This window comes from Pseudomonas sp. KH_017, assembly GCF_057840285.1.
Genome location: NZ_CM174509.1, coordinates 4,721,469 through 4,745,302, shown reverse-complemented (window position 1 = coordinate 4,745,302; position 23,834 = coordinate 4,721,469). Strand labels below are relative to the sequence as shown.

Sequence of the window (23,834 nt, the reverse complement as noted above, 5' to 3'; positions counted from 1 at the left end):
CAGGCGAGCATATGCATCTCTGCCGTTTGCACCCACCGTGGGATACATGAAACCGACTTTTCCTGCCGCCTGGCTTTTGCTCTGCCTGATTGCGAGTATTCAGCCGGCATCCGTCATGGCGGCTACCGAGCAGGATCAGACTACCGGCAGTTTCCAAGTCGCACCGATAGAAACCGCACCTGCGAAAAAAGCCTCGGCGGCCAGTAAGCAGGCTGCGTCCGTGAAAAAGCGTGCGCCCATTGCCTCCAAATCGAAACCGGCCAGCGAGGTGGTAAAGACTGAGCTTCCATCTGCCAATCTGGACTTGAGTTTGCCCCGGGACATGGTTCAGGAGCTGAAGCCTGTCGGTACGGTGCCGTTGACCAGGCGTGAACCGTTGTTACCCCAGATGTTCGGTGACAAAAGCGGCAGCAGTCCGTTCCAGCTCAACGGCCGCCTGCTCAGCAATGAAATGCAGCTGCAACTGCGAAATGAAGAGCGCCACGAGGTCGAAGGCGCGGCACTGGATTTCGAGTTCAAGCAGTAATCTCATCCCGATCCGCGAGCCGCAGACCAGACGCTTTGTCGGAGACTGGTCGGTCATGCTCGGTTGAGCTGAAAAACCCGCTCGCAGGTAATTTAAAACAACTGTTTTAGCGGGTACTCTGTGCCCCGTCCTTTAACACACTGCTCGTCGCGAGGAGCTTGTCGTCATGAAATGCCGTGAGGGCTGTGGCGCCTGTTGCATTGCCCCTTCCATCAGTTCACCGATTCCCGGTATGCCCAACGGCAAGGCCGCGGGGCAGCGTTGCCTGCAACTTTCCTCCGATAACCTGTGCAGTATTTTCGGCCAGCCAGAACGGCCGGCGGTGTGTTCTGCCTTCGAGGCCGACCCCGAGGTGTGCGGAAGCAGCAGCGAAGAAGCCATCCGGTTGATTGGCTGGTGGGAGCAAATGACGGCGGCGTGATGTGTGGGCTTGCACCTGCGATCACCTCCGAAAAACCTGAAGGTGATCGGAGGTGCAAGCCCAACGAATGGAACTTCAACAATAAGGAATAAGACTATGGGTTCGCTGCATCGTATGACTGTGCTGTGTGGTTTGACGGTTGCGCTGGTTACCTCGACGGCCCTGGCCGAAGACTGGAAAGTCAAAAAAGACGAAGACGGCATCAAGATCTCCCTGAGTGAAGTGGCCGGCTCCGACTACAAGGCCTACCAGGGCGTCACGCTGATGAAAACCACCATGGCCAAGCTGCGTGCGTTGCAGGAAGACGTGCCCGGAGCCTGCGCCTGGATTCACGAATGCAAAACCCAGAAGCTGCTCAAGCACGAAGGTGACCAGAGCTGGACCTACACTCAGTTCAACACCCCGTGGCCGGTTACTCCGCGAGATTCGGTGTTGCACATCACCACCCTCGAAGGGGCTGATGGCAGCCTGACCCGCAAGCTCGAAGGCGTACCGAAATACGTTCCTGAAGAAAAAGGCTTCGTCCGGGTCGCCAAGGTCGACGGTTTCTGGAAGTTCGTACCCAAGGGCGACCAGATCGAAGTGACCTATCAGGTGCACACCGAACCGGGCGGCAGCGTGCCGTCGATGGTGGCCAACAAGTTCGTGGTGGATGCCCCGTTCAATACCTTGAAAGCCCTCAAGGAACGCGCCGAGAAGTAACTGTGTCGCTCTTTTGAGGTGACTTCGTAACGCCCCGATTCGATCGGGGCGTTTGCGTTTTTGACCGGTGCGCAGGCTTTAATTTGTTTCCGGATATGCGTTGCACGAAATTTTCACCCACTCTCCAAGACAATTCGCCGGCTCTCCCGTAAGGCGCTGCGTATTGCTGAATGCAGGATGAAACAGTCGGGATGAGGGTAGTTATCAATGGCAATGCTGCCGTTGATCGTGCAACATTTGCGCACCGCGCAAACCCCCAGGCCTTGTACGGGCCGAAAAGAGGGCAAGGCGCAGCTGTATTTTTGAAACTTCAACTTCCAATGGGTCCTAAAACGACATGGCAATCCCGGACGCCCTGAGTCAGCAGCGAGCTTCTAGTCGCCTGCTGCAACCGACCGTCAAATCGCATCTGGCCTACACGCTGTTGTGTGCCCTGGTCATGATGGTCATGTTCAGCCTGCTGCGCGTCGCGCTGCTGGCTTACAACAGCTCGATGATCCTCGATACCCCGGCCTCGACCTTCCTCGAGGCATTCGCCAACGGTCTGCGTTTCGACCTGCGCCTGGTGGTCTATCTCAGTATTCCGTTGCTGCTGGCCTTGTTCAGTGCCCGGGCCATGGCCGCACGCGGGCTGTTCCGTCTCTGGCTGACGATCGTCTCCAGCATTGCGCTGTTCCTGGGCCTGATGGAGATGGACTTCTATCGTGAGTTCCACCAGCGCCTGAACGGGCTGGTCTTCCAGTACGTCAAGGAAGACCCGAAAACCGTGGCCAGCATGCTCTGGTATGGTTTTCCGGTGGTCCGCTATCTGCTGGCGTGGGCCGTGGGTACCGTGATCCTGAGCATGGCATTCAAGGGTGCCGACCGTGCGACCCGCCCTCGTGGCCCGTTCAGTGGCGGCAGCATCGGCACACGCAAGGTAGCGCCGTGGTATGCACGCATTGGCGTGTTCGTGGTTTGCCTGCTGATCTGCGTCGTCGCGGCCCGTGGCACCTTGCGTCAAGGCCCGCCGATGCGCTGGGGTGATGTCTACACCACAGACTCCAACTTCGCCAACCAGTTGGGTCTCAACGGTACGCTTTCTCTGGTCGCCGCCGCCAAGAGCCGGATGTCCGAAGATCGCGACAATATCTGGAAAGCCACGCTGCCACAGCCACAAGCCCAACAACTCGTGCGCGACATGCTGGTGATGGCGGATGACAAACTGGTGGATGGCGAGACCGCAGCGGTACGTCGCGATTACACCCCACCAGCCGACAAGACCCTGCCGATCAAGAACGTCGTCGTGATCCTGATGGAAAGCATGGCCGGTCACTCGGTGGGTGCGCTGGGTGGGCCGGGCAACATCACGCCGTACCTCGACAAACTGTCGAAGGAAGGCTTGCTGTTCGACCGCTTCTTCTCCAACGGCACCCATACCCACCAGGGCATGTTCGCCACCATGGCCTGCTTCCCGAACCTGCCGGGCTTCGAATACCTGATGCAGACCCCGGAAGGCAGCCACAAGCTGTCCGGTCTGCCGCAGTTGCTCAGCGCCCGTGACTTCGACGACGTGTATGTCTACAACGGCGATTTCGCCTGGGACAACCAGTCGGGTTTCTTCAGCAACCAGGGCATGACCAACTTCATCGGCCGTAACGATTTCGTGAATCCGGTGTTCTCTGATCCGACCTGGGGCGTGTCCGACCAGGACATGTTCGACCGTGGCCTGGTCGAGCTCAAGGCACGGGAAAACGGCAAGCCGTTCTATGCCTTGCTGCAAACCCTGTCCAACCACACGCCTTACGCCTTGCCGACGCCATTGCCGGTCGAGCCCGTGACCAATCGCGGCAACCTGAACGAGCACTTGACCGCCATGCGTTACGCGGACTGGGCACTGGGCCAGTTCTTTGAAAAGGCCCGCAAGGAGCCGTACTTCAAGGAAACCCTGTTTGTCATCGTCGGTGACCACGGTTTTGGTAACGAACAGCAGATCACCGAAATGGACCTGGGCCGCTTCAACGTGCCGATGCTGATGATTGCGCCGGGCATCCAGGAAAAATTCGGCCAGCGTGACCACACCGTGGGCACTCAGATCGACGTCGTGCCGACCATCATGGGCCGCATCGGTGGCGAAGTGCGTCATCAGTGCTGGGGGCGCGACCTGCTCAACCTGCCGGAAGGCGACATGGGTATTGGTGTGATCAAGCCGTCGGGCAGCGAGCAGACCACGGCCATCCTCACCGCAGACCAGATTCTGGTCCTGCCGAAGGACAAGGACATGGCGCCGAAGTTGTATCAGTATGAATTGGGTACCAAGCCTCGCGCCGAAGTCATTGCTGATGTGCCGCGTACCGCCGAGTTGAAACTCAAGCTCGAAGCGTTCCTGCAAACAGCGACCAAGAGCCTGCTGGACAACACCGCTGGTGTTGTTGATGGCACGCCGGACTAAGTTGTGACGCAATAGAAAAGAGGCCCTTCAAGGGCCTCTTTTTTTGCCTGGCGGATATTTATATTCGGCCAAGCAAGAGCAGGATCAACAGCACCACCAATACGACGCCGATGATACCGGACGGGCCGTAACCCCAACTTCTGGAGTGCGGGAAGACCGGTAAACCACCGATCAGTAACAGGATCAGAATGATGATCAGTATTGTGCCCATGTCTATTTCCTTGTCGAAAATGCAGTGGATTGACCATGCCAATCAAGCTCAGCGGGAATGAAGTAAATTCGAGCTGCTTAAAAATTCCGACTCTTGCGTTTGCAGGAAAATTCCAGGTTTTTTTCAAGTATTTCGAGCAGGTTCTTATTTCTATTTTTGTTGCCTTAGTTGTTTCAGACACTCCCGCAGTTTGCTCGGGCCATTCAGCAATCTGATGGAGCGTGGGTCGGGCAATTTCCTTCGCTACACTCGGTGCATCTTCCGAGAACAACAAGGCTGTTTGCTATGCAAAATCGCATGATGATCACTGGTGCAGGCTCGGGCCTGGGTCGCGAAATCGCGCTGCGCTGGGCGCGTGAAGGCTGGCAACTGGCCTTGTCGGACGTCAGCGAGCCCGGGTTGCAGGAAACCCTCAAGCTGGTCCGCGAAGCGGGCGGCGACGGTTTTATCCAGCGCTGTGACGTACGCGATTACAGCCAGTTGACGGCGTTCGCCCAGGCCTGCGAAGTCAAGCTCGGCGGCATCGATGTCATCGTCAATAACGCGGGCGTGGCGTCTGGCGGGTTCTTCAGTGAGTTGTCCCTGGAGGACTGGGACTGGCAGATCGCGATCAACCTGATGGGCGTGGTCAAGGGCTGCAAGGCTTTCCTGCCACTGCTGGAAAAAAGCCAAGGCAAGATCATCAACATCGCGTCCATGGCCGCGCTGATGCAAGGCCCGGCGATGAGCAACTACAACGTGGCCAAGGCGGGCGTGGTGGCGTTGTCCGAAAGCCTGCTGATCGAGCTGGCGCATCAGGAAGTCGGCGTGCATGTGGTGTGTCCGTCGTTCTTCCAGACCAACCTGCTGGACTCCTTCCGTGGCCCGACCCCGGCCATGAAAGCCCAGGTCGGCAAGTTGCTGGAAAGCTCGCCCATCAGTGCCGCCGACATCGCCGACTACATCTATCAGCAGGTCGCCGCCGGCGAGTTCATGATCCTGCCCCACGAACAGGGCCGCATGGCCTGGGCGATCAAGCAGAAGAACCCGCAATTGCTCTACAACGAAATGACCGCCATGGCCGACAAAATGCGCGCCAAGGCCAGGCAATCGGCAAGCTGATCTTGCCCGCAGGCAACGCTATGGTTAGGGTGGCCGCCATCGGCCATCCTCGCGAGACGCTTGCATGCTCAATTACCTGTGGTTTTTCCTCGCTGCGCTGTTCGAAATTGCCGGTTGCTTTGCCTTCTGGATGTGGCTGCGCCAGGGTAAAAGCATGTGGTGGGTGGTGCCGGCGCTCCTCAGCCTGACCCTGTTCGCCCTGCTACTGACCCGTATCGAAGCAAGCTACGCCGGCCGCGCCTACGCCGCTTACGGTGGCATCTACATCATTGCCTCAATCGGCTGGTTGGCCGTGGTCGAGCGGATTCGTCCTCTGGGTTCGGACTGGCTTGGTGTGGCGCTGTGTGTGATCGGCGCGAGTATCATCCTGTTCGGGCCGCGATTCTCCGCATCCTGACAGATCGGCCCTACAATCAACCAACCTGTCAGACCTTTCCGTAAGCGTGGTGCGTCAGGGGCTGTCAGTCCGGTCTGGTTTGCTGTCGGAGCATTGTAGGCGTACCGCGGGCCGGGCATCTTCAAGGGCCAGTAACCCCTGAAGGACACTCCTCATGCTCGTACTCACTCGCATTGTGGGCGAAACCATTTCCATCGGTGACAACATTTCCGTGCGTGTTCTCGCGATCAACGGAAGCAACGTTCGCTTTGGCGTTGAAGCGCCTCAGGACGTCAATGTGCATCGCTGCGAAATCTACGAACGCATCCAGAACAAACTGGCGAAAACCAAGGAGCGCTGAAGGCCTCAGTCAAACAGGTGCTTGGGCACGTCGTGCTTGAGCATCAGTTGGCATTGCTCGCTTTCCGGATCGAAGACAATCAGTGCCTGGCCCTTGGTCAAGGCCTGGCGCACGCGCAGTACGCGGGTTTCCAGTGGAGTGTCGTCTCCATTGTCCGTGCCGTCGCGGGTCACGAAATCCTCGATCAGGCGGGTGAGGGTGTCGACTTGAAGTTGGTCGTGGGGGATCAGCATAGGCACCTCGGTTGGATCAATGGCGCGATGCTACGGCCAATGGGCTGTTGCGGCTAGCCTTGGGCTGATGTGTCGTCTGGTCCGGCGTCTTCGCGAGCAAGCCCGCTCCCACAGTAGGTCGCATTCCCCTGTGGGAGCGGGCTTGCTCGCGAAGGCGGTTTACCAGGCGATGAAGAGCCTGAATCAGTTCTCCGACCGCTGCCCCACCAGGCTGTCCACCGAAGGCACCCGCGTATCGCTTTCCATCTGTGTGTCATGTTCAAGCTGATGGCTGAAGCGGTCCAGTGAGCCCTTGGCCGGTTGTGCATCGCTGGCAAACACGGGCGGGCTGAGGATGTATGCACCGAGCAGGCGGCTCAGGGCGGCGAGGCTGTCGATGTGGGTGCGCTCGTAACCGTGGGTGGCGTCGCAGCCGAAGGCAAGCAGGGCGGTGCGAATGTCGTGGCCGGCGGTCACTGCTGAATGGGCGTCGCTAAAGTAGTAGCGGAACAGGTCGCGGCGTGCCGGCAACTCGTTGTCGCTGGCCAGGCGCAAGAGGTGGCGCGACAGGTGATAGTCATACGGCCCGCCGGAATCCTGCATCGCAATGCTTACCGCGTGCTCGCTGGAGTGTTGGCCAGGCGCGACCGGTGCGATGTCGATGCCGACGAACTCACTGACGTCCCAGGGCAACGCCGCCGCGGCACCGCTGCCGGTTTCCTCGGTGATGGTGAACAGCGGATGGCAGTCGATCATCAGGTCTTCGCCACTGTCGACGATGGCTTTGAGCGCCGCCAGCAGCGCGGCCACCCCGGCCTTGTCGTCGAGGTGGCGGGCGCTGATGTGGCCGCTTTCGGTGAACTCCGGCAGCGGGTCGAAGGCGACGAAATCGCCGACGCTGATGCCCAGCGACTCGCAGTCGGCACGGGTGGCGCAGTAGGCGTCCAGTCGCAACTCGATGTGATCCCAACTGATCGGCATTTCATCCACGGCGGTGTTGAATGCGTGCCCGGAAGCCATCAGCGGCAAAACGCTGCCGCGGATCACGCCGTTGTCGGTAAACAGGCTGACTCGACTGCCTTCGGCAAAGCGGCTGGACCAGCAGCCGACCGGCGCGAGAGTCAGGCGGCCGTTGTCCTTCACCGCGCGCACCGCCGCGCCGATGGTGTCCAGGTGGGCGGAAACGGCGCGGTCGGGGCTGTTCTTCTTGCCCTTGAGCGTGGCGCGGATGGTGCCGCGACGGGTCAGTTCGAAGGGAATGCCCAGTTCTTCAAGGCGTTCGGCGACGTAGCGCACGATGGTGTCGGTGAACCCGGTGGGGCTTGGAATGGCGAGCATTTCCAGCAGGACTTTTTGCAGGTAACCGAGGTCCGGTTCAGGGATTTTGCTGATCATGGAAACTCCTGATGAGTTGAGCGCATCGATGGTTTCGATGAGGGAATTGTGTTGTCTGTCAGGCCGCCTTCGCGAGCAAGCCCGCTCCCACAGGGGAATGCGATCACATGTGGGAGCGGGCTTGGTCCGGGCGGCGTTCCGACGAAGGGGCCAGTCCAGACAACACATGGCTAAGAGACCACCGGCTGACTGTACGGAAACAACAAATCCACAAACCGCTCTGCCGTCGGCTGCGGTTCATGGTTGGCCAGCCCGGCCCGTTCGTTGGCTTCGATAAACACATAGTCCGGCTGGTCAGCGGCGGACACCATCAGGTCGAGGCCGACCATGGGAATGTCCAGCGCCCGGGCCGCGCGGATGGCGGCGTCCACCAGCGTCGGGTGCAGGATCGCCGTGACGTCTTCAAGCACGCCGCCGGTATGAAGGTTCGCCGTGCGTCGCACGAACAGGTGCTCACCGGCCGGCAGAATGCTGCTGTAGTCGTATCCGGCGGCACGCAGGGTGCGCTGGGTTTCCTGGTCCTGCGGGATCTTGCTTTCGCCGCCCGTGGCCGCTTGTCGCCGCCGGCTCTGGGCTTCGATCAATGCACCGATGGAGTGCTGGCCGTCGCCCACCACTTCGGCCGGCCGGCGAATGGCGGCGGCGACCACTTCAAAACCGATCACCACAATGCGCAGGTCCAGGCCTTCGTGGAAATGTTCCAACAGCACGCGGCTGTCGAAGTGGCGAGCGGCTTCTATGGCTTGCTGCACTTCCTCGATGGTGCGCAAATCCACTGCCACCCCTTGGCCCTGTTCACCATCCAGTGGCTTGACTACTACGCGCTGGTGTTCATCGAGGAACGCCAGGTTGTCATCGGCGTTACCCGCCAATTGCTGCGCCGGCAGGTTCAACCCGGCAGCCTTGAGCACTTTGTGGGTCAGGCTTTTGTCCTGGCACAGGGTCATGCTGACGGCGCTGGTCAGGTCGCTCAGGGATTCACGGCAGCGTACCCGGCGCCCGCCATGGCTGAGGGTGAACATCCCGGCGTCGGCGTCATCGACGTGCACATCGATGCCACGACGGTGCGCTTCCTCGACAATGATCCGTGCGTAGGGGTTGAACGCGGCTTCCGGGCCGGGCCCGAGAAACAGCGGCTGATTGATGCCGTTCTTGCGCTTGATGGCGAAGGTCGTCAGGTTGCGAAAGCCGAGCTTGGCGTAAAGGCTTTTCGCCTGGCGGTTGTCGTGCAGCACCGACAGGTCAAGGCAGGCGAGCCCGCGACTCATGAAGTGTTCGATCAAATGCCGCACCAGTACTTCACCGACACCTGGCCGCGCACAATGCGGGTCGACCGCCAGGCACCACAGGCTGCTGCCGTTTTCCGGGTCGTTGAAGGCCTTGTGGTGGTTGAGACCCATGACGCTGCCGATGACCGCGCCGCTGTCCTCGTCTTCGGCCAGCCAGTACACCGGGCCGCCCAGATGACGCGGAGTGAGCAGGGTGGCATCGATCGGCAGCATGCCGCGGGCCTGATACAGCTGGTTGATGGCCTGCCAGTCGGCATCGCTTTGCGCGCGTCGAATGCGAAAACCACGAAACACCCGGGTCGCCTGACGGTAGTCGCTGAACCACAGGCGCAAGGTATCGGACGGGTCGAGGAACAGCTGCGTCGGCTCCAGCCCCAGCACTTGCTGGGGCGCGGCGACGTACAGGGCAATGTCCCGCTCGCCGGGCTGCTCGTTGAGCAACTCGCCGGCCAGGCTCGCGGCATCGGCAAAGGTATGGCCGATCAGCAAGCGGCCCCAGCCGCAATGCACGGCAATCGGCGCCCCGCCGAGTTCACAGCGATCCTCGGCCAGACGTGCCTGCAAGCGTTCGTAGGAAGGTGACTGGCCGCGCAACAGGCGTTGGCTGAAAGCCGTGGCGTGAGGTTTCATCGTTCAGATTCCTTGTTCGCTGAGCCACAGGTTGAGGGCTGCCAGTTGCCACAGCTTCGAGCCGCGCAACGGTGTCAATTGCCCCTGTGGATCAGTCAGCAGACGGTCGAGCATCGCGGGTTTGAACAGGCCGCGATCCTGGCTGGGATCGAGCAGCAGCTCGCGCACCCATTCCAGCGTATCGCCCTGCAAATGCTTGAGGCCCGGCACCGGGAAGTAACCTTTCTTGCGGTCGATCACTTCACTGGGAATCACTTGTCGCGCCGCTTCTTTCAAGACTTGCTTGCCGCCGTCCGGCAGCTTGAAACGCCCCGGAATTCGTGCCGACAGCTCCACCAGGCGGTAGTCGAGAAACGGCGTGCGCGCTTCCAGGCCCCAGGCCATGGTCATGTTGTCGACGCGTTTGACCGGGTCGTCCACCAGCATCACCGTGCTGTCCAGACGCAGAGCCTTGTCCACTGCCGCATCGGCTCCGGGCTGGGCGAAGTGGGCTTTGACGAAGTCACCGGCGGCGTCATTCGCGGTCAGCCATTTCGGCTGCACGGTGGCGGCGTAGTCGTCGTAACTGCGGTCGAAAAACGCTTCGCGGTACGCGGCATATGGATCGCTCGCACCGTCCACTTGCGGATACCAGTGGTACCCGGCGAACAGTTCATCGGCGCCCTGGCCGCTCTGAACCACCTTGCAATGCTTGGCCACTTCCCGGGACAACAGGTAGAAGGCGATGCAGTCGTGGCTGACCATCGGTTCGCTCATGGCGCGGAACGCGGCGGGCAGCTGTTCGATGATTTCCTTTTCATCGATGCGCAGTTGGTGATGCTGCGTGACGTAGTGTCGGGCGATCAGGTCCGAATACTGGAACTCGTCCCCACGCTCGCCGCCGGCATCCTGGAAGCCGATGGAGAAGGTCGACAGATTGTCCACGCCGACTTCCCGCAACAGGCCCACCAGCAAACTCGAGTCGACACCACCGGACAGCAGCACGCCGACATCCACCGCCGCACGCTGACGAATCGCTACTGCTTCGCGGGTGCTGTCGAGCACACGGTCGCGCCAGTCTTCGAGGGTCAAATCCGTCTCATCGGCGTGAGGGCCGTAGGGCAGGGTCCACCAGGTTTTCTGCTCGGTGCGACCGTCGGCTTCGATGCGCATCCAGGTGGCCGGCGGCAGTTTTTCAACGCCCGCCAGCAAAGTGCGCGGTGCCGGGACCACGGCGTGGAAGTTCAGATAATGATTGAGCGCCACAGGATCGAGGAGCGGGTTGATGTCGCCGCCCTTGAGCAATGCCGGCAGGGCCGAGGCGAAGCGCAGGCGCTGGCCGGTGCGCGACAGGTACAGCGGTTTCACACCGAGACGGTCGCGGGCGATGAACAGGCGTTGGGCATCGCGTTCCCAAATGGCAAAGGCAAACATGCCGTTGAGTTTTGGCAGCAAGGCTTCGCCCCAGGCGTGATAACCCTTGAGCAAGACTTCGGTGTCGCCACCGGAATAGAAGGCGTAACCCAGGCTTTCCAGTTCCGAGCGCAGTTCCGGAAAGTTGTAGATCGCCCCGTTGAAGGCCAGGGACAAGCCCAGTTGCGGGTCGATCATCGGCTGCGCCGAGCCGTCCGACAGGTCCATGATTTTCAGGCGCCGATGGCCCAGGGCAACCGGCCCCTGGCTATGAAAGCCCCAGGCGTCGGGGCCGCGGGGGGCCAGGTGATGGGTGATTCGCTCAATGGCTGCAAGGTCTGCAGGTTGATGATCAAAACGTAACTCGCCAGCTAATCCGCACATAAATTCCTTACCGGTTTTTCCGTTGGGGAGGGTCGATCGATACCGCGCCAAAACGGCGGGTACTCAGAAAGTGACCTTCCTCGGTAAGGGGAGTTTTAGACCGATGAGTTATATGCGCGCCAGACCACGGCCGAATCGCCCCGTGAGGGCGACTTCGGCTGCTGTATCGACTACTTGCCCCGGATCAGACGCCGCAGGGCAAACCGGTTGGGGTGACAGGCCTCGGCCACGCTTCTGGGCAATGGCAGGGGTTCGTTGTCCAGCCAGGCTGCCAGCAGCTCTCCGGACAGCGGCGCAGTGATCAGGCCGCGCGAGCCGTGACCGCTGTTGACGTACAAACCGTCAAGCCATGGGCATTCGACGTCCGGCACCTGCCGGGCGTCTTTGCCCAGCGCTGCATAAGCCTCAGCGAACGCCTGGGTGTCGGCCAATGGGCCGACGATTGGCAAGTAGTCGGGGCTGGTGCAGCGAAATGCAGCGCGACCCTGGAGATGCTCGGGGTCGAGGTGTTCGATCTCCAGCCGCTCGACCAGATCGTGGGAAATCTCTTCGAGCATGGCCAGGTTGCCCAGGTGTTCTGCCGTGGTCGGCGTCAGGTCATCGCTCTTGAAATCGAAACTGGCCCCCAGGGTGTGTTCGCCCAAACGGGCGGGGGCGACATAGCCTTCGGCACACACCACGGTACTCAGGGCCTGGCTTTGCGGGGTTTGCGCCAGGCGCGTGATTTGCCCGCGAATGCGTTTGAGCGGCAACTCGGCGCTCTCGGGGAAACGCTGGATTTCAGCCGCACCGGCGAGTACCACCACGGGTGCGCTGGCAAGCAAGCGCTCGCCGTCCCAGGCTTGCCAGCGGCCCTCAACCTTGCGCAGTTCCAGCGCATCGTGGTGGGTGAGCAGTTGAATCTGTGGATGCGCAGCCTGCCACTGGCACAGCGCCGGTGGGTGAACCCAGCCGCCTTCGGGATAGAACAGGCCCCCGTGTGCCAACCCGATACCGGCCACGGCCTGTGCCTCGGGTTGATCCAGCAGGTGCAGCAAGTCCGCCGGAAATGCCGCGGCCAATTGCACTTGGCGTTCGGCTTCCTTGGCATTGAAGGCCAGTTGCAACACGCCGCAATCGTCCCAGTCGTGACCCCGTTGCAAGTGTTCGAGCAGTCGTCGGGTGTAGCCGAAACCGCTGACGATCATTTGCGACAGCGCCGTGCCGTGGGCGGATAACTTCAGGTAGAGCACGCCCTGCGGGTTGCCCGAGGCTTCCCGGGCGATGTCGTCATGACGCTCCAGCACTGTCACTTGCCAGCCCCGCGCGGCGAGGCTGGCGGCGCTGGCACAACCGGCCAGGCCGGCACCGATCACCAGTGCCTGGCGCTCGCCGGTCAGCGGGGCCGGGCGGGCAAACCAGGGTTTATCCAGGGCCGGGGCCGGCGTTTCCTGGGACCAGCCGAGGAACTCGCCGCGCAGGATTTCCCATTTGTGGCCGATGCCGGGGGTGCGTTTCATCTTGAAGCCGGCGGCGTTGAGCAGGCGCCGCACCCAGCCGGTGCTGGTGAAGGTGCTGATGGAAGCACCGGGGGCGGCCAGGCGCGCCAGCTCGGCAAACAGTTCGGCGGTCCACATGTCGGGGTTTTTCGCCGGGGCGAAACCGTCGAGGAACCAGGCGTCGATTCGGGCATCGAGTTGCGGCAGTTGCTCCAGTGCATCGCCGATCAGCAGCGTCAGGGTCACGCGGCCGTGGTCCAGCGTCAGGCGCTGAAAGCCCTGATGGATGGCCACGTATTGCTCAAGCAGTTGATCGGCAAACACCTTGAGTTCCGGCCACAATGCCAGGGCCCGCTGCAAGTCGTCGGGGCTCAACGGGTATTTCTCGACGCTGACAAAATGCAACCGCGCACCGGCCGCCGCGTGTTGCTCGAACACCTGCCAGGCGCACAAGAAATTCAGCCCGGTGCCGAACCCCGTTTCCCCGATGACCAGCCGCCCGCCCTCGGGCAAGGCCGCAAAGCGCTCGGCCAAACGGTTCTGTTCGATAAAGACATAGCGGGTTTCGTCCAGCCCCGACTGGTCGGAGAAATACACATCGTCGAACACTCGCGAATACGGGCGACCTTGGTCGTCCCAGTCGAGCTGGGCGTGGGGCAATACAGGTTTCATGGCAGGCTCGGCAACGGCAAGGCCGCCATTCTAGCCGATCGCAGGCGTGGTGCTTGATCCGTGGCAAGGTATGCATTGGCCGAGACCGGGAGAATCTCTGCTGGCCTTCAGTTCAATCCGCTAGTCTTGCTCACATCTGGAAGGGAGCCGCTCATGTTTGAATCCGCCGAAATCGATCACGCCATCGACAAAGAAATCTACGACGCCGAAGTCCCGGCCCTGCGCGAAGCGTTGCTCGAAGCGCAATTCGAATTGCAGCAGCAACGCCGCTTCCCGGTGATCATTTTGATCAATGGCATCGAAGGTGCCGGCAAGGGCGAGACGATCAAGGTGCTCAACGAGTGGATGGACCCGCGCTTGATCGAGGTCCGCACGTTCGATCAGCAAACCGACGAAGAACTGGCGCGGCCGCCGGCCTGGCGGTACTGGCGGATGCTCCCGGCCAAGGGGCGCATGGGGATTTTCTTCGGCAACTGGTACAGCCAGATGCTGCAGGGGCGGGTCCATGGCGAGTTCAAGGATCCGCGACTGGACCAGGCAATCAATGCCGCCGAGCGCCTGGAAAAGATGCTCTGCGATGAAGGTGCGCTGATCTTCAAGTTCTGGTTTCACCTCTCCAAGAAGCAAATGAAGGCACGCCTCAAGGCGCTGGCCGACGACCCGCTGCACAGCTGGCGCATCAGCCCGCTGGACTGGCAGCAATCGCAAACCTACGACAGGTTCGTGAAGTATGGCGAGCGGGTGCTGCGCCGCACCAGTCGCGACTATGCACCGTGGCATGTGATCGCCGGGGTGGATGCCCATTATCGGAGCCTGGCCGTGGGGCGGATTCTGCTGGCGGGCCTGCAAGGCGCATTGAAGCGACCGAAGATCCATCCGGAAAAGGTCAGCGCCGCGCCAGTGTTCCCCAGTGTCGATCAAGTGAACCTGATCGACAGCCTGGACCTGACCCTGCACCTGGACAAGGATGATTACGAGGAACAGCTGATCACCGAGCAGGCGCGGTTTTCCGGGTTGATGCGTGACAAGCGCATGCGCCGCCACGCGCTGGTGGCGGTGTTCGAGGGCAACGACGCGGCAGGCAAGGGCGGGGCGATCCGCCGGGTCGCGGCAGCGCTTGATCCGCGCCAGTACAGCATCGTGCCGATTGCCGCGCCCACCGAGGAAGAACGGGCGCAACCGTATCTGTGGCGTTTCTGGCGGCACCTGCCGGCCCGGGGCAAGTTCACCGTGTTCGACCGCTCCTGGTATGGCCGGGTGTTGGTGGAGCGCATCGAAGGGTTTTGCAGCCCGGCAGACTGGCTGCGCGCCTACAGCGAGATCAACGATTTCGAGGAGCAGGTTACCGACGCCGGTGTGATCGTGGTCAAGTTCTGGCTGTCCATCGACAAACAGACGCAACTGGAGCGCTTCGAGGAGCGCGAAAAGATTCCCTTCAAGCGCTTCAAGATCACTGAAGACGACTGGCGCAACCGTGAAAAATGGGATGACTATCGCGCGGCGGTCGGTGACATGGTCGACCGTACCAGCACCGAGATTGCGCCATGGACCCTGGTGGAAGCCAACGACAAGCGCTGGGCACGAGTCAAGGTGCTGCGCACCATCAACCGGGCACTGGAGGAGGCTTTCGAAAAATCCGACCGGCATGAACGCAAGCGTAAGGACAAGGATTGAGGCGATGGTTACGCATATGCGAGGTGAATGATTGTCGCGGTCGGTCAAGGGCTGGACTTATGCTCGGTCCACTCTCAACCGATAACAACAATGAGGTATGTCATGCGTGAAGTGGTGATCGTCGACAGCGTGCGGACCGGCCTGGCCAAATCCTTTCGCGGTAAATTCAACATGACCCGCCCGGACGACATGGCGGCACACTGTGTCGATGCACTGTTGGCGCGCGCCGGTATCGATCCGGCGAGCGTCGAGGACTGCATCGTTGGCGCCGGCTCCAACGAGGGCGCCCAGGGTTTCAATATCGGTCGCAACGTCGCGGTGCTGTCGCGCCTGGGTGTTGGCACGGCCGGTATGACCCTCAACCGCTTCTGTTCCTCGGGCTTGCAGGCGATCGCCATTGCCGCCAACCAGATCGCTTCGGGTTGCAGCGACATCATCGTCGCCGGCGGCGTCGAGTCCATCAGCCTGACCATGAACAGCGTCAATAACGACAATCTGATCAACCCTCTGCTCAAGGAGCAGGTGCCGGGCATCTACTTCCCGATGGGCCAGACTGCTGAAGTCGTCGCGCGTCGGTACAGCGTCAGCCGTGAGGAGCAGGACCTGTACGCGCTGCAAAGCCAGCAGCGTACCGCAGAGGCTCAGGCTGCCGGGCTGTTCACCGATGAAATCGTGCCGATGGCGGTGAAGTACCGCGTCGAAGACAAGACCACCGGTCAGGCACAGATCCTCGACGGCATCGTCGACCGCGATGACTGCAACCGCCCGGACACCACCCTGGAAAGTCTGGCCGGGTTGAAGCCGGTGTTCGCTGAAGATGGCTCGGTCACGGCGGGCAACTCTTCGCAGCTGTCTGACGGTGCGTCCATGACCCTGGTGATGAGCCTGGAGAAAGCACTGGAACTGGGACTCAAGCCGAAAGCGTTCTTCCGCGGTTTTACCGTGGCCGGTTGCGCGCCGGACGAGATGGGCATCGGCCCGGTGTTTTCGGTACCGAAACTGCTCAAGGCCAAAGGCTTGCGGATTGACGACATCGACCTGTGGGAGCTCAACGAAGCGTTCGCCTCGCAGTGCCTGTACAGCCGCAACCGGCTGGAAATCGACAATGCCCGGTACAACGTCAACGGCGGTTCGATTTCCATCGGTCACCCGTTCGGCATGACCGGCTCGCGCCAGGTCGGGCATCTGGTTCGTGAATTGCAGCGACGCAATCTGCGTTACGGCATCGTCACCATGTGTGTGGGTGGCGGGATGGGGGCAACCGGGCTGTTTGAAGCGGTGCGTTAAGCCTCGATATTTCTCGTTGTCAGTTAGATAGTCATCGCGAGCAAGCTCGCTCCCACAGTGTTCAGCGGCGATAACAAATGTTGTGTACGTCGCAAAACCTGTGGGAGCGAGCTTGCTCGCGATGGGTGCGCCACGGTCAAAAAACATCACCTGAAGATTACGACCCGCACAGTTTCATTCGCGGCCAGTCCGAAACTGTGCCTGTGTACGCCAAGGCGCCGGGCCTAGAATGACGACTCCTGTCAGTTGGCGTTGGGGTTCACATGCACATTTCATCGGGTCGCTGGGGTTACGGTCTGTTCCTGGCCTTGTTGACCGCGTTGTTGTGGGGAATCCTGCCGATCAAGCTCAAGCAGATATTGCTGGTGATGGACCCGGTGACGGTGACCTGGTTTCGCCTGCTGGTATCCGGCGGTTGTCTGTTCATTTACCTGGCGGCCACCAGGCGCCTGCCCAGCCGCAAAGTGCTCGGTCCTCGTGGTGGCTGGCTGGTGCTGATGGCGGTGCTCGGCCTGGTCGGTAACTATGTGTTGTATCTGATGGGCCTGAACCTGCTCAGTCCCGGCACCGCGCAACTGGTGGTGCAGATGGGCCCGATCATGCTGCTGATCGCCAGTCTGTTTGTGTTCAAGGAGCGTTTCAGCCTGGGGCAGGGGATTGGCCTGCTGGTGCTGCTGATCGGCTTTGCGTTGTTTTTCAATCAGCGCTTGAGTGAGTTGCTCACGTCGCTGACCGACTACACCGCGGGCGTACTGCTGGTGCTGCTGGCGTCCACGGTCTGGACTTTCTATGCCTTGGGGCAGAAGCAATTGCTGACGGTATGGAATTCACTGCAGGTGATGATGGTGATCTACCTGTTTTGCGCACTGTTGTTGACGCCGTGGGTGCATCCGCTCGAAGCGTTGCAATTGAACCCGTTGCAGGGTTGGTTGCTGCTGGCGTGCTGCCTCAACACCCTGATTGCCTATGGTGCGTTTGCCGAGGCCTTGGCCCATTGGGAAGCCTCCCGGGTCAGCGCGACGCTGGCCGTTACGCCGTTGGTGACCTTTGCCGCGGTTGCCATGGCGGCGTGGCTGTGGCCCGACTATGTGCATGCCGAGACGATCAATGGTCTGGGTTATGGCGGCGCGGTGTTGGTGGTGCTGGGGTCGGCGTTGGTGGCGTTGGGGCCTTCGTTGATTGCGGGGCTCAAGGCGCGGCGGATGCGGATTGCTGCAGGTTAATTCGCGTTATCGTTCTTCGCGAGCAAGCCCGCTCCCACAGGTTTGTCGTCGACCATCATATTTGTGATCGACTCAGTCCTTGTGGGAGCGGGCTTGCCCGCGATGACGGACGATCAGGCGCTACAGATTCAGCCCTTGGCCCCAGCCTCCAGCATATTCTCCGGCCTCACCCACGCATCGAACTCTTCGTCAGTCAGATACCCGAGCTGCAATGCCGCCTCGCGCAAGGTCAGGCCTTCGCTGTAGGCTTTCTTGGCGATTTCCGCCGATTTGTCATAGCCGATGTGCAGGTTGAGCGCCGTCACCAGCATCAGGCCACGCTCCAGGTGCTCAGCCATTTTTTCCGCATCCGGTTCCAGACCGGCCACGCAGTGCTGCTGGAAGTTGCTGCAGCCATCAGCCAGCAAACGGATCGATTGCAGCAGGTTATGAATGATCACCGGTTTGAACACGTTCAGCTGCAAGTGGCCCTGACTGGCGGCAAAGCCGATGGCGACGTCGTTGCCCAGCACCTGGCAGGCCAGCATCGACAATGCTTCGCACTGGGTCGGGTTGACCTTGCCCGGCATGATCGAACTTCCCGGCTCATTGGCCGGCAGCCTGACTTCGGCGAAGCCGGCACGCGGGCCGGAACCCAGAAGGCGCAGATCGTTGGCGATTTTCATCAGCGTCACGGCGAGGGTTTTCAGCCCACCGGACAGCGTGGTCAGCGGCTCATGGCCGGCCAGCGCGGCGAACTTGTTCGGCGCGGTGATGAACGGCAATCCGGAGAGGGCGGCCAATTCTGCGGCGATGGCCTCACCGAAGCCGTGGGGTGAATTGAGCCCGGTGCCGACGGCCGTTCCGCCCTGGGCCAGTTCGCAGACCGCGGGCAGTGCGCTGCGGATTGCCCGCTCGGCGTAATCGAGTTGCGCGATGAAGGCCGAGATTTCCTGGCCGAAGCTGATCGGTGTCGCATCCATCATGTGCGTACGGCCGGTCTTGACCAGTTTCATATGGCGGGCGGCCAGCTCGGCCAGTCCGCCGGACAGTTCGCTGATCGCCGGCAGCAAGTGCTGTTGCACCGCCTGGACGGCGGCGATGTGCATGGCGGTGGGGAAGCAATCGTTGGAGCTCTGGGAGCGATTGACGTGATCGTTGGGGTGCACCGGGGACTTGCCGCCACGGGGGTTGCCGGCCAGCTCGTTGGCGCGACCGGCGATCACTTCATTGACGTTCATGTTGCTCTGGGTGCCGCTGCCGGTTTGCCAGACCACCAGCGGAAACTGGTCGTCATGGTCGCCGGCGAGCACTTCGTCGGCCGCCTGCTCGATCAGGCGGGCGATATCGGCGGGCACGTCGCCGTTGCGATCGTTGACCCGGGCCGCGGCTTTCTTGATCAGCGCCAGGGCATGCAACACGGCCAGCGGCATGCGTTCGTTGCCGATGGCGAAGTTGATCAGCGAGCGTTGCGTCTGAGCGCCCCAGTAGGCTTCATCCGGGACTTCAACCTGGCCGAGGCTGTCGGTTTCGATACGGCTCATCTTGCTCACTCCTGTAGGTCCGATTGCGCAGTTTAGGCCGTGATCGACGGCCGTGGTTCCATCAGTCTGAATTTGACCATCCAACCCCTCTAAATCAGGTGCGACAAGGCTTGGGGTTGAGCGACACACTTTTTTAGGCGCAGAATGGACGCCCTTGGGGTTTTACCTCGCCAGCTAGAAAAGGAAACTCGATGACTCGTCTTCGTGCCATCTGTACCGCCGTTGCTTTGGTCTGCGCCAGCGGCCAGGTTCTTGCCGACACCGCCAGCCATAACGCCAGTGCCGAGGCTTTCCTGACCATGGCGCACGCTGACAAACTGGGCACCCCGGTGTACATGCAAGTACAGCAGATGTTTGCCCAGCGTTTCGAACAAACCAAAGCTCCTGAGTCGAAAAAAGCCGTGCTGGAAACCTACCAGGCCAAGGCCAACGCCGCTCTGGACCAGGCCATTGGCTGGAACAAGCTGAAACCGGACATGGTCAAGCTCTACACCACCAACTTCACCGAATCCGAGCTCAAGGACCTGGTTGCGTTCTACCAGTCGCCACTGGGCAAGAAAGTCCTGGAAAAAATGCCTCAGCTGACCCAGCAATCGGCCCAGATGACCCAGGCCAAGCTGGAAAGCGCGGTGCCGGTGGTCAACAAGCTGCTGGCTGACATGACCGCTGAGCTGACGCCGAAAGACGCGGCCGCTCCAGCCAAGAAAAAGCCTTAAGCGGAGTTCGGTATGACCATGCAACAACGCATCGAATCGACGCTCGCCCTGCTTCAGCCCGAGCATCTGCAAGTGCTGGATGAAAGCCATATGCATAGCCGTGGGCTGCAAACCCATTTCAAGGCTGTGGTGGTCAGTACGCAGTTCGAAGGCCTGAACCGGGTCAAGCGCCACCAGAAGGTCTACGGCACGCTCGGCGAGCTGATGGGCGAGTTCCATGCGTTGGCGCTACATACGTACACGCCAGAGGAATGGGCACAGATCGACGCGGCCCCTGCCTCGCCGACCTGTGCTGGCGGCAGCAAGCACTAAACAGCGGTTTTTTGTTAGAATGCCCAACGCGCCGCTAACCCGGCGCGTTTTTTTTCGCATCCGGTTCACCCCTTACGAGGGTAGCCACCTGGAGATTTACCCATGACACAACAGATTGTCGTGGCGGCACTGTATAAGTTCGTCACCCTGGAAGATTACGTCGCCCTGCGCGAGCCCCTGCTGCAAGCTATGGTCGACAACGGCATCAAAGGCACCCTGCTGATTGCCGAAGAAGGCATCAACGGCACCGTGTCCGGCAGCCGCGAAGGCATCGACGGGCTGATGGCCTGGCTCAAGAACGACCCGCGCATGGACGACATCGACCATAAAGAGTCGTACTGCGATGAACAGCCGTTCTACCGCACCAAGGTCAAACTCAAGAAAGAAATCGTCACCCTCGGCGTGGAAGGCGTGGACCCGAACAAAAAGGTCGGCACCTACGTCGATCCACAGGACTGGAATGCGCTGATCAGCGACCCGCAAGTGCTGTTGATCGACACCCGTAACGATTACGAAGTCTCGATCGGTACCTTTGAAGGCGCCATCGACCCGAAAACCACCAGTTTTCGCGAATTTCCCGATTACATCAAAGCCAACTTCGATCCGGCCGTGCACAAGAAGGTCGCGATGTTCTGCACCGGTGGCATCCGCTGCGAGAAGGCCTCGAGCTACATGCTCAGCGAGGGCTACGGTGAGGTTTTTCACCTCAAGGGTGGCATCCTGAAGTACCTCGAAGAGGTGCCGCAGGAAGAAACCAAGTGGCAGGGCGACTGCTTCGTGTTCGACAACCGCGTGACCGTTCGTCACGACCTGAGCGAAGGCGACTACGATCAATGTCATGCCTGCCGCACGCCGGTGAGCGTGGAAGACCGCGCGTCCGAGCATTACGTGGCCGGCATCAGTTGCCCGCATTGCTGGGATAAGCTGAGCGAGAAGACCCGTCGCAGCGCGATCGACCGGCAGAAGCAGATCGAACTGGCCAAGGCTCGTAACCAGCCTCACCCGATCGGCTTCAACTACAAGCAAGCATCCTCCGAGGTCTGAACCATGTCTGCGCGCCTGCTCTATGTGATGGACCCGATGTGTTCCTGGTGCTGGGGCTTTGCTCCGGTTGCAAACGCATTGGTAGAGCAGGCGGCGGCGGCCGGTGTGGACGTGCATCTGGTGGTGGGTGGTTTGCGCACTGGCAGTGGCGCTGCGCTGGAACCGACCACCCGGCGCTACATTCTTGAACACTGGCAGGCGGTCACCGAGGCTACCGGCCAGCCGTTCAAGCGCGAAGGCGCGTTGCCTGACGGTTTTGTCTACGACACCGAACCTGCCTGCCGGGCGCTGGTGACTGCACGCAACCTGGCGCCGGATTGTGCGTGGAAACTGCTCGGGCTGATTCAGCACGCCTTTTACGCTGAAGGTCGCGATGTCACGCGCGCCAGTGTCCTGGTGGAGCTGGCAGAGCAGGCCGGTCTACCACGAATTGAATTCGCCGCCGCGTTTGACCGTGCCGATACGCACGCCGCGACATCTGCCGATTTCACTTGGGTCCAGGACCTGGGCATCGCCGGTTTTCCTACGTTGCTGGCTGAGCGAAATGGGCAGTTGGCGTTATTGACCAATGGCTATCAGCCGTTGAGCGAGTTGTCCCCGCTGCTCGGCCGCTGGCTGGAGCGTGCTGCCTGTGCATGACCTGCCCGATGATGTTGCTACCGCTAAACGTGTCGACCGTCTGAGCTGGGCGGAAATCCGCCGCCTGGCCCTGCATCACAAGAAATCCCTGTGGATCGCCAACGGCGTGGCCGTGCTGGCGACCTTGTGCAGCGTGCCGATTCCCTTGCTCCTGCCGTTGCTGGTGGACGAGGTGTTGCTGGGGAATGGTGATGCCGCGCTGAAGATCATGAACCACGCGCTGCCCGAAGGCTGGCAGAAAGCCGCGGGCTACATCGGCCTGATGCTGCTGGTGACCTTGACCCTGCGATGCATGGCGTTGCTGTTCAACGTGGTGCAGGCGAAATTGTTCGCCGGGTTGGCCAAGGACATCGTCTACCGCATTCGCATTCGCCTGATCGAACGTCTCAAGCGTATTTCCCTTGGCGAATATGAAAGCCTGGGCAGTGGTACGGTGACCACGCACCTTGTGACGGACCTGGACACGCTGGACAAATTCGTCGGCGAAACCCTCAGCCGTTTCCTCGTGGCCATGCTGACCCTGGTCGGTACGGCGGGCATTCTGATGTGGATGCACTGGAAACTGGCATTGCTGATTCTGCTGTTCAACCCGCTGGTGATCTACGCTACGGTGCAGTTGGGCAAGCGGGTCAAACACCTGAAGAAACTCGAGAACGACAGCACTTCGCGCTTTACCCAGGCGCTGACCGAAACGCTGGATGCCATCCAGGAAGTTCGCGCTGGCAACCGCCAGGGGTTTTTCCTCGGTCGCTTGGGGCAACGGGCCCGGGACGTGCGTGATTATGCGGTGAATTCGCAATGGAAAACCGATGCGTCGAACCGGGCCAGCGGTTTGCTGTTCCAGTTCGGCATCGATATTTTTCGGGCCGCGGCGATGCTCACCGTGCTGTTTTCCGACCTTTCAATCGGCCAGATGCTCGCGGTGTTCAGTTACCTGTGGTTCATGATCGGTCCGGTTGAACAGCTGCTGAACCTGCAATATGCCTATTACGCTGCCGGCGGTGCGCTGTCGCGGATCAACGAGCTGCTGTCCCGGGCCGATGAGCCAGACTACCCGGGCGGCGTCGACCCTTTCGTCGGTCGCGAGACGGTCGGGCTGGAAGTACAGGGGCTGAGCTTCGGTTACGGCGATGAACTGGTCCTGAACCAGATGAACCTGTCCATCGCCCCTGGCGAAAAGGTCGCGATCGTCGGCGCCAGTGGCGGCGGCAAGAGCACGCTGGTGCAACTGCTGCTGGGCTTGTACACGCCGTTGGCCGGAACCATTCGCTTCGGCGGTTCGCCCCAGCAGGAAATCGGCCTGGAAACCGTGCGGGAAAATGTTGCCGTGGTGCTGCAGCATCCGGCGCTGTTCAACGACACCATCCGGGCCAACCTGACCATGGGCCGCGAACGCAGTGACGAGGCCTGCTGGCAAGCGCTGGAAATCGCCCAATTGCACGGCACGGTCCGGGATTTGCCCAATGGCCTGGACAGCGTCGTCGGGCGCTCCGGGGTGCGGTTGTCCGGTGGGCAGCGTCAACGCCTGGCCATCGCCCGGATGGTACTGGCCGAGCCCAAGGTGGTGATCCTCGACGAAGCCACCTCCGCGCTGGACGCCGCCACCGAATACAACCTGCACCAGGCGCTGGCGCGTTTCCTGAGCAACCGCACCACGTTGATCATCGCCCACCGACTTTCGGCGGTAAAACAGGCTGACCGTGTGCTGGTGTTCGACGGCGGGCAAGTTGCCGAGGATGGCGATCATCAGCAGCTGATTGCCGAGGGTGGTCTATACGCCAAGCTCTACGGTCATTTGCAGCGGTTGTAGCGAGATGATATCAAGGTTACAGGAC

At 60.9% G+C, this 23,834-nt stretch carries 22 protein-coding genes; 15 read left to right on the top strand and 7 right to left on the bottom strand.

Annotation, left to right across the window (positions count from 1 at the left end):
* The first annotated feature begins 46 nt into the window (after window positions 1-46).
* The 4 genes from AC3IT6_RS21490 to AC3IT6_RS21475 all read left to right on the top strand — a co-directional run bounded on the left by AC3IT6_RS21490 (window position 47) and on the right by AC3IT6_RS21475 (window position 4,080).
* Window positions 47-526 (top strand): translation initiation factor 2, encoded by a 480-nt coding sequence (locus AC3IT6_RS21490; RefSeq protein WP_489352618.1) that lies wholly within the window; start codon window positions 47-49, stop codon window positions 524-526.
* 166 nt (window positions 527-692) lie between these two features.
* The gene (locus tag AC3IT6_RS21485; protein WP_046037440.1) at window positions 693-947 is read left to right on the top strand and encodes a YkgJ family cysteine cluster protein; all 255 of its coding nucleotides are present in this window, start codon (window positions 693-695) and stop codon (window positions 945-947) included.
* Between the two features lie 96 nt (window positions 948-1,043).
* Entirely contained in the window at window positions 1,044-1,649 is a 606-nt protein-coding gene (locus AC3IT6_RS21480; RefSeq protein ID WP_489352616.1) for an START domain-containing protein, read from the top strand.
* 337 nt (window positions 1,650-1,986) lie between these two features.
* Window positions 1,987-4,080: an LTA synthase family protein gene (locus AC3IT6_RS21475; RefSeq protein ID WP_489352614.1), complete on the top strand. Its 2,094-nt coding sequence runs from the start codon at window positions 1,987-1,989 to the stop codon at window positions 4,078-4,080.
* 58 nt (window positions 4,081-4,138) lie between these two features.
* On the opposite strand, the gene AC3IT6_RS21470 is transcribed toward AC3IT6_RS21475, so the two are convergent.
* Window positions 4,139-4,297, bottom strand: coding sequence for a DUF3309 family protein (locus AC3IT6_RS21470; RefSeq protein WP_172435350.1), 159 nt, complete (start codon window positions 4,295-4,297; stop codon window positions 4,139-4,141).
* Window positions 4,298-4,576: 279 nt separating this feature from the next.
* On the opposite strand from AC3IT6_RS21470, the gene AC3IT6_RS21465 reads away from it, so the two are divergent.
* The 3 genes from AC3IT6_RS21465 to csrA all read left to right on the top strand — a co-directional run bounded on the left by AC3IT6_RS21465 (window position 4,577) and on the right by csrA (window position 6,129).
* Window positions 4,577-5,392 (top strand): SDR family oxidoreductase, encoded by an 816-nt coding sequence (locus AC3IT6_RS21465; protein WP_150758262.1) that lies wholly within the window; start codon window positions 4,577-4,579, stop codon window positions 5,390-5,392.
* 64 nt (window positions 5,393-5,456) lie between these two features.
* Entirely contained in the window at window positions 5,457-5,789 is a 333-nt protein-coding gene (locus AC3IT6_RS21460; protein ID WP_150726219.1) for a YnfA family protein, read from the top strand.
* Between the two features lie 154 nt (window positions 5,790-5,943).
* Window positions 5,944-6,129 (top strand): carbon storage regulator CsrA, encoded by a 186-nt coding sequence (gene csrA / locus AC3IT6_RS21455; RefSeq protein ID WP_150726220.1) that lies wholly within the window; start codon window positions 5,944-5,946, stop codon window positions 6,127-6,129.
* A 5-nt stretch (window positions 6,130-6,134) separates the two neighbouring features.
* Here the strand turns inward: csrA and AC3IT6_RS21450 are convergent, their stop codons facing one another.
* The 5 genes from AC3IT6_RS21450 to mnmC all read right to left on the bottom strand — a co-directional run bounded on the left by AC3IT6_RS21450 (window position 6,135) and on the right by mnmC (window position 13,581).
* Window positions 6,135-6,362, bottom strand: a complete 228-nt coding sequence (locus AC3IT6_RS21450; protein WP_056727184.1) for a YheU family protein — start codon at window positions 6,360-6,362, stop codon at window positions 6,135-6,137.
* 183 nt (window positions 6,363-6,545) lie between these two features.
* Window positions 6,546-7,736, bottom strand: coding sequence for an osmoprotectant NAGGN system M42 family peptidase (locus AC3IT6_RS21445; protein WP_489352611.1), 1,191 nt, complete (start codon window positions 7,734-7,736; stop codon window positions 6,546-6,548).
* Between the two features lie 170 nt (window positions 7,737-7,906).
* Window positions 7,907-9,655 carry an N-acetylglutaminylglutamine synthetase gene (ngg, locus tag AC3IT6_RS21440; protein WP_489352609.1) on the bottom strand — a complete coding sequence of 583 codons (1,749 nt, stop codon included), beginning with the start codon at window positions 9,653-9,655 and terminating at the stop codon, window positions 7,907-7,909.
* 3 nt (window positions 9,656-9,658) lie between these two features.
* Entirely contained in the window at window positions 9,659-11,431 is a 1,773-nt protein-coding gene (locus AC3IT6_RS21435) for an N-acetylglutaminylglutamine amidotransferase (protein WP_489352607.1), read from the bottom strand.
* A 170-nt stretch (window positions 11,432-11,601) separates the two neighbouring features.
* A complete protein-coding gene (gene mnmC / locus AC3IT6_RS21430; RefSeq protein ID WP_489352605.1) occupies window positions 11,602-13,581 on the bottom strand; it encodes a bifunctional tRNA (5-methylaminomethyl-2-thiouridine)(34)-methyltransferase MnmC2/FAD-dependent 5-carboxymethylaminomethyl-2-thiouridine(34) oxidoreductase MnmC1 in 1,980 nt (659 codons plus the stop codon).
* Window positions 13,582-13,734: 153 nt separating this feature from the next.
* On the opposite strand from mnmC, the gene pap reads away from it, so the two are divergent.
* The 3 genes from pap (at window position 13,735) to AC3IT6_RS21415 (ending at window position 17,765) form a co-directional block, all read left to right on the top strand.
* The gene (pap, locus tag AC3IT6_RS21425; protein WP_489352603.1) at window positions 13,735-15,255 is read left to right on the top strand and encodes a polyphosphate:AMP phosphotransferase; all 1,521 of its coding nucleotides are present in this window, start codon (window positions 13,735-13,737) and stop codon (window positions 15,253-15,255) included.
* 102 nt (window positions 15,256-15,357) lie between these two features.
* Window positions 15,358-16,542, top strand: a complete 1,185-nt coding sequence (locus AC3IT6_RS21420; RefSeq protein ID WP_489352601.1) for a thiolase family protein — start codon at window positions 15,358-15,360, stop codon at window positions 16,540-16,542.
* A 263-nt stretch (window positions 16,543-16,805) separates the two neighbouring features.
* Window positions 16,806-17,765, top strand: a complete 960-nt coding sequence (locus AC3IT6_RS21415; protein ID WP_489352599.1) for a DMT family transporter — start codon at window positions 16,806-16,808, stop codon at window positions 17,763-17,765.
* Between the two features lie 128 nt (window positions 17,766-17,893).
* Here the strand turns inward: AC3IT6_RS21415 and AC3IT6_RS21410 are convergent, their stop codons facing one another.
* Complete coding sequence (locus tag AC3IT6_RS21410; protein ID WP_489352597.1) at window positions 17,894-19,288, bottom strand: class II fumarate hydratase; 1,395 nt, start codon at window positions 19,286-19,288, stop codon at window positions 17,894-17,896.
* A gap of 191 nt (window positions 19,289-19,479) precedes the next feature.
* Between AC3IT6_RS21410 and AC3IT6_RS21405 the strand changes: the two genes are divergently transcribed.
* The 5 genes from AC3IT6_RS21405 (at window position 19,480) to AC3IT6_RS21385 (ending at window position 23,809) form a co-directional block, all read left to right on the top strand.
* Window positions 19,480-20,004, top strand: coding sequence for a DUF2059 domain-containing protein (locus tag AC3IT6_RS21405; protein ID WP_007997268.1), 525 nt, complete (start codon window positions 19,480-19,482; stop codon window positions 20,002-20,004).
* Between the two features lie 12 nt (window positions 20,005-20,016).
* Entirely contained in the window at window positions 20,017-20,316 is a 300-nt protein-coding gene (locus tag AC3IT6_RS21400) for a BolA family protein (protein ID WP_102702334.1), read from the top strand.
* A 102-nt stretch (window positions 20,317-20,418) separates the two neighbouring features.
* Window positions 20,419-21,360 carry an oxygen-dependent tRNA uridine(34) hydroxylase TrhO gene (gene trhO / locus AC3IT6_RS21395; protein ID WP_458370199.1) on the top strand — a complete coding sequence of 314 codons (942 nt, stop codon included), beginning with the start codon at window positions 20,419-20,421 and terminating at the stop codon, window positions 21,358-21,360.
* Window positions 21,361-21,396: 36 nt separating this feature from the next.
* Window positions 21,397-21,999, top strand: coding sequence for a DsbA family protein (locus tag AC3IT6_RS21390; RefSeq protein ID WP_185754836.1), 603 nt, complete (start codon window positions 21,397-21,399; stop codon window positions 21,997-21,999).
* Window positions 21,992-23,809 carry an ABC transporter ATP-binding protein gene (locus AC3IT6_RS21385; RefSeq protein ID WP_489352594.1) on the top strand — a complete coding sequence of 606 codons (1,818 nt, stop codon included), beginning with the start codon at window positions 21,992-21,994 and terminating at the stop codon, window positions 23,807-23,809. The genes AC3IT6_RS21390 and AC3IT6_RS21385 overlap by 8 nt, the downstream gene beginning before the upstream one ends.
* Window positions 23,810-23,834 lie beyond the last annotated feature (25 nt).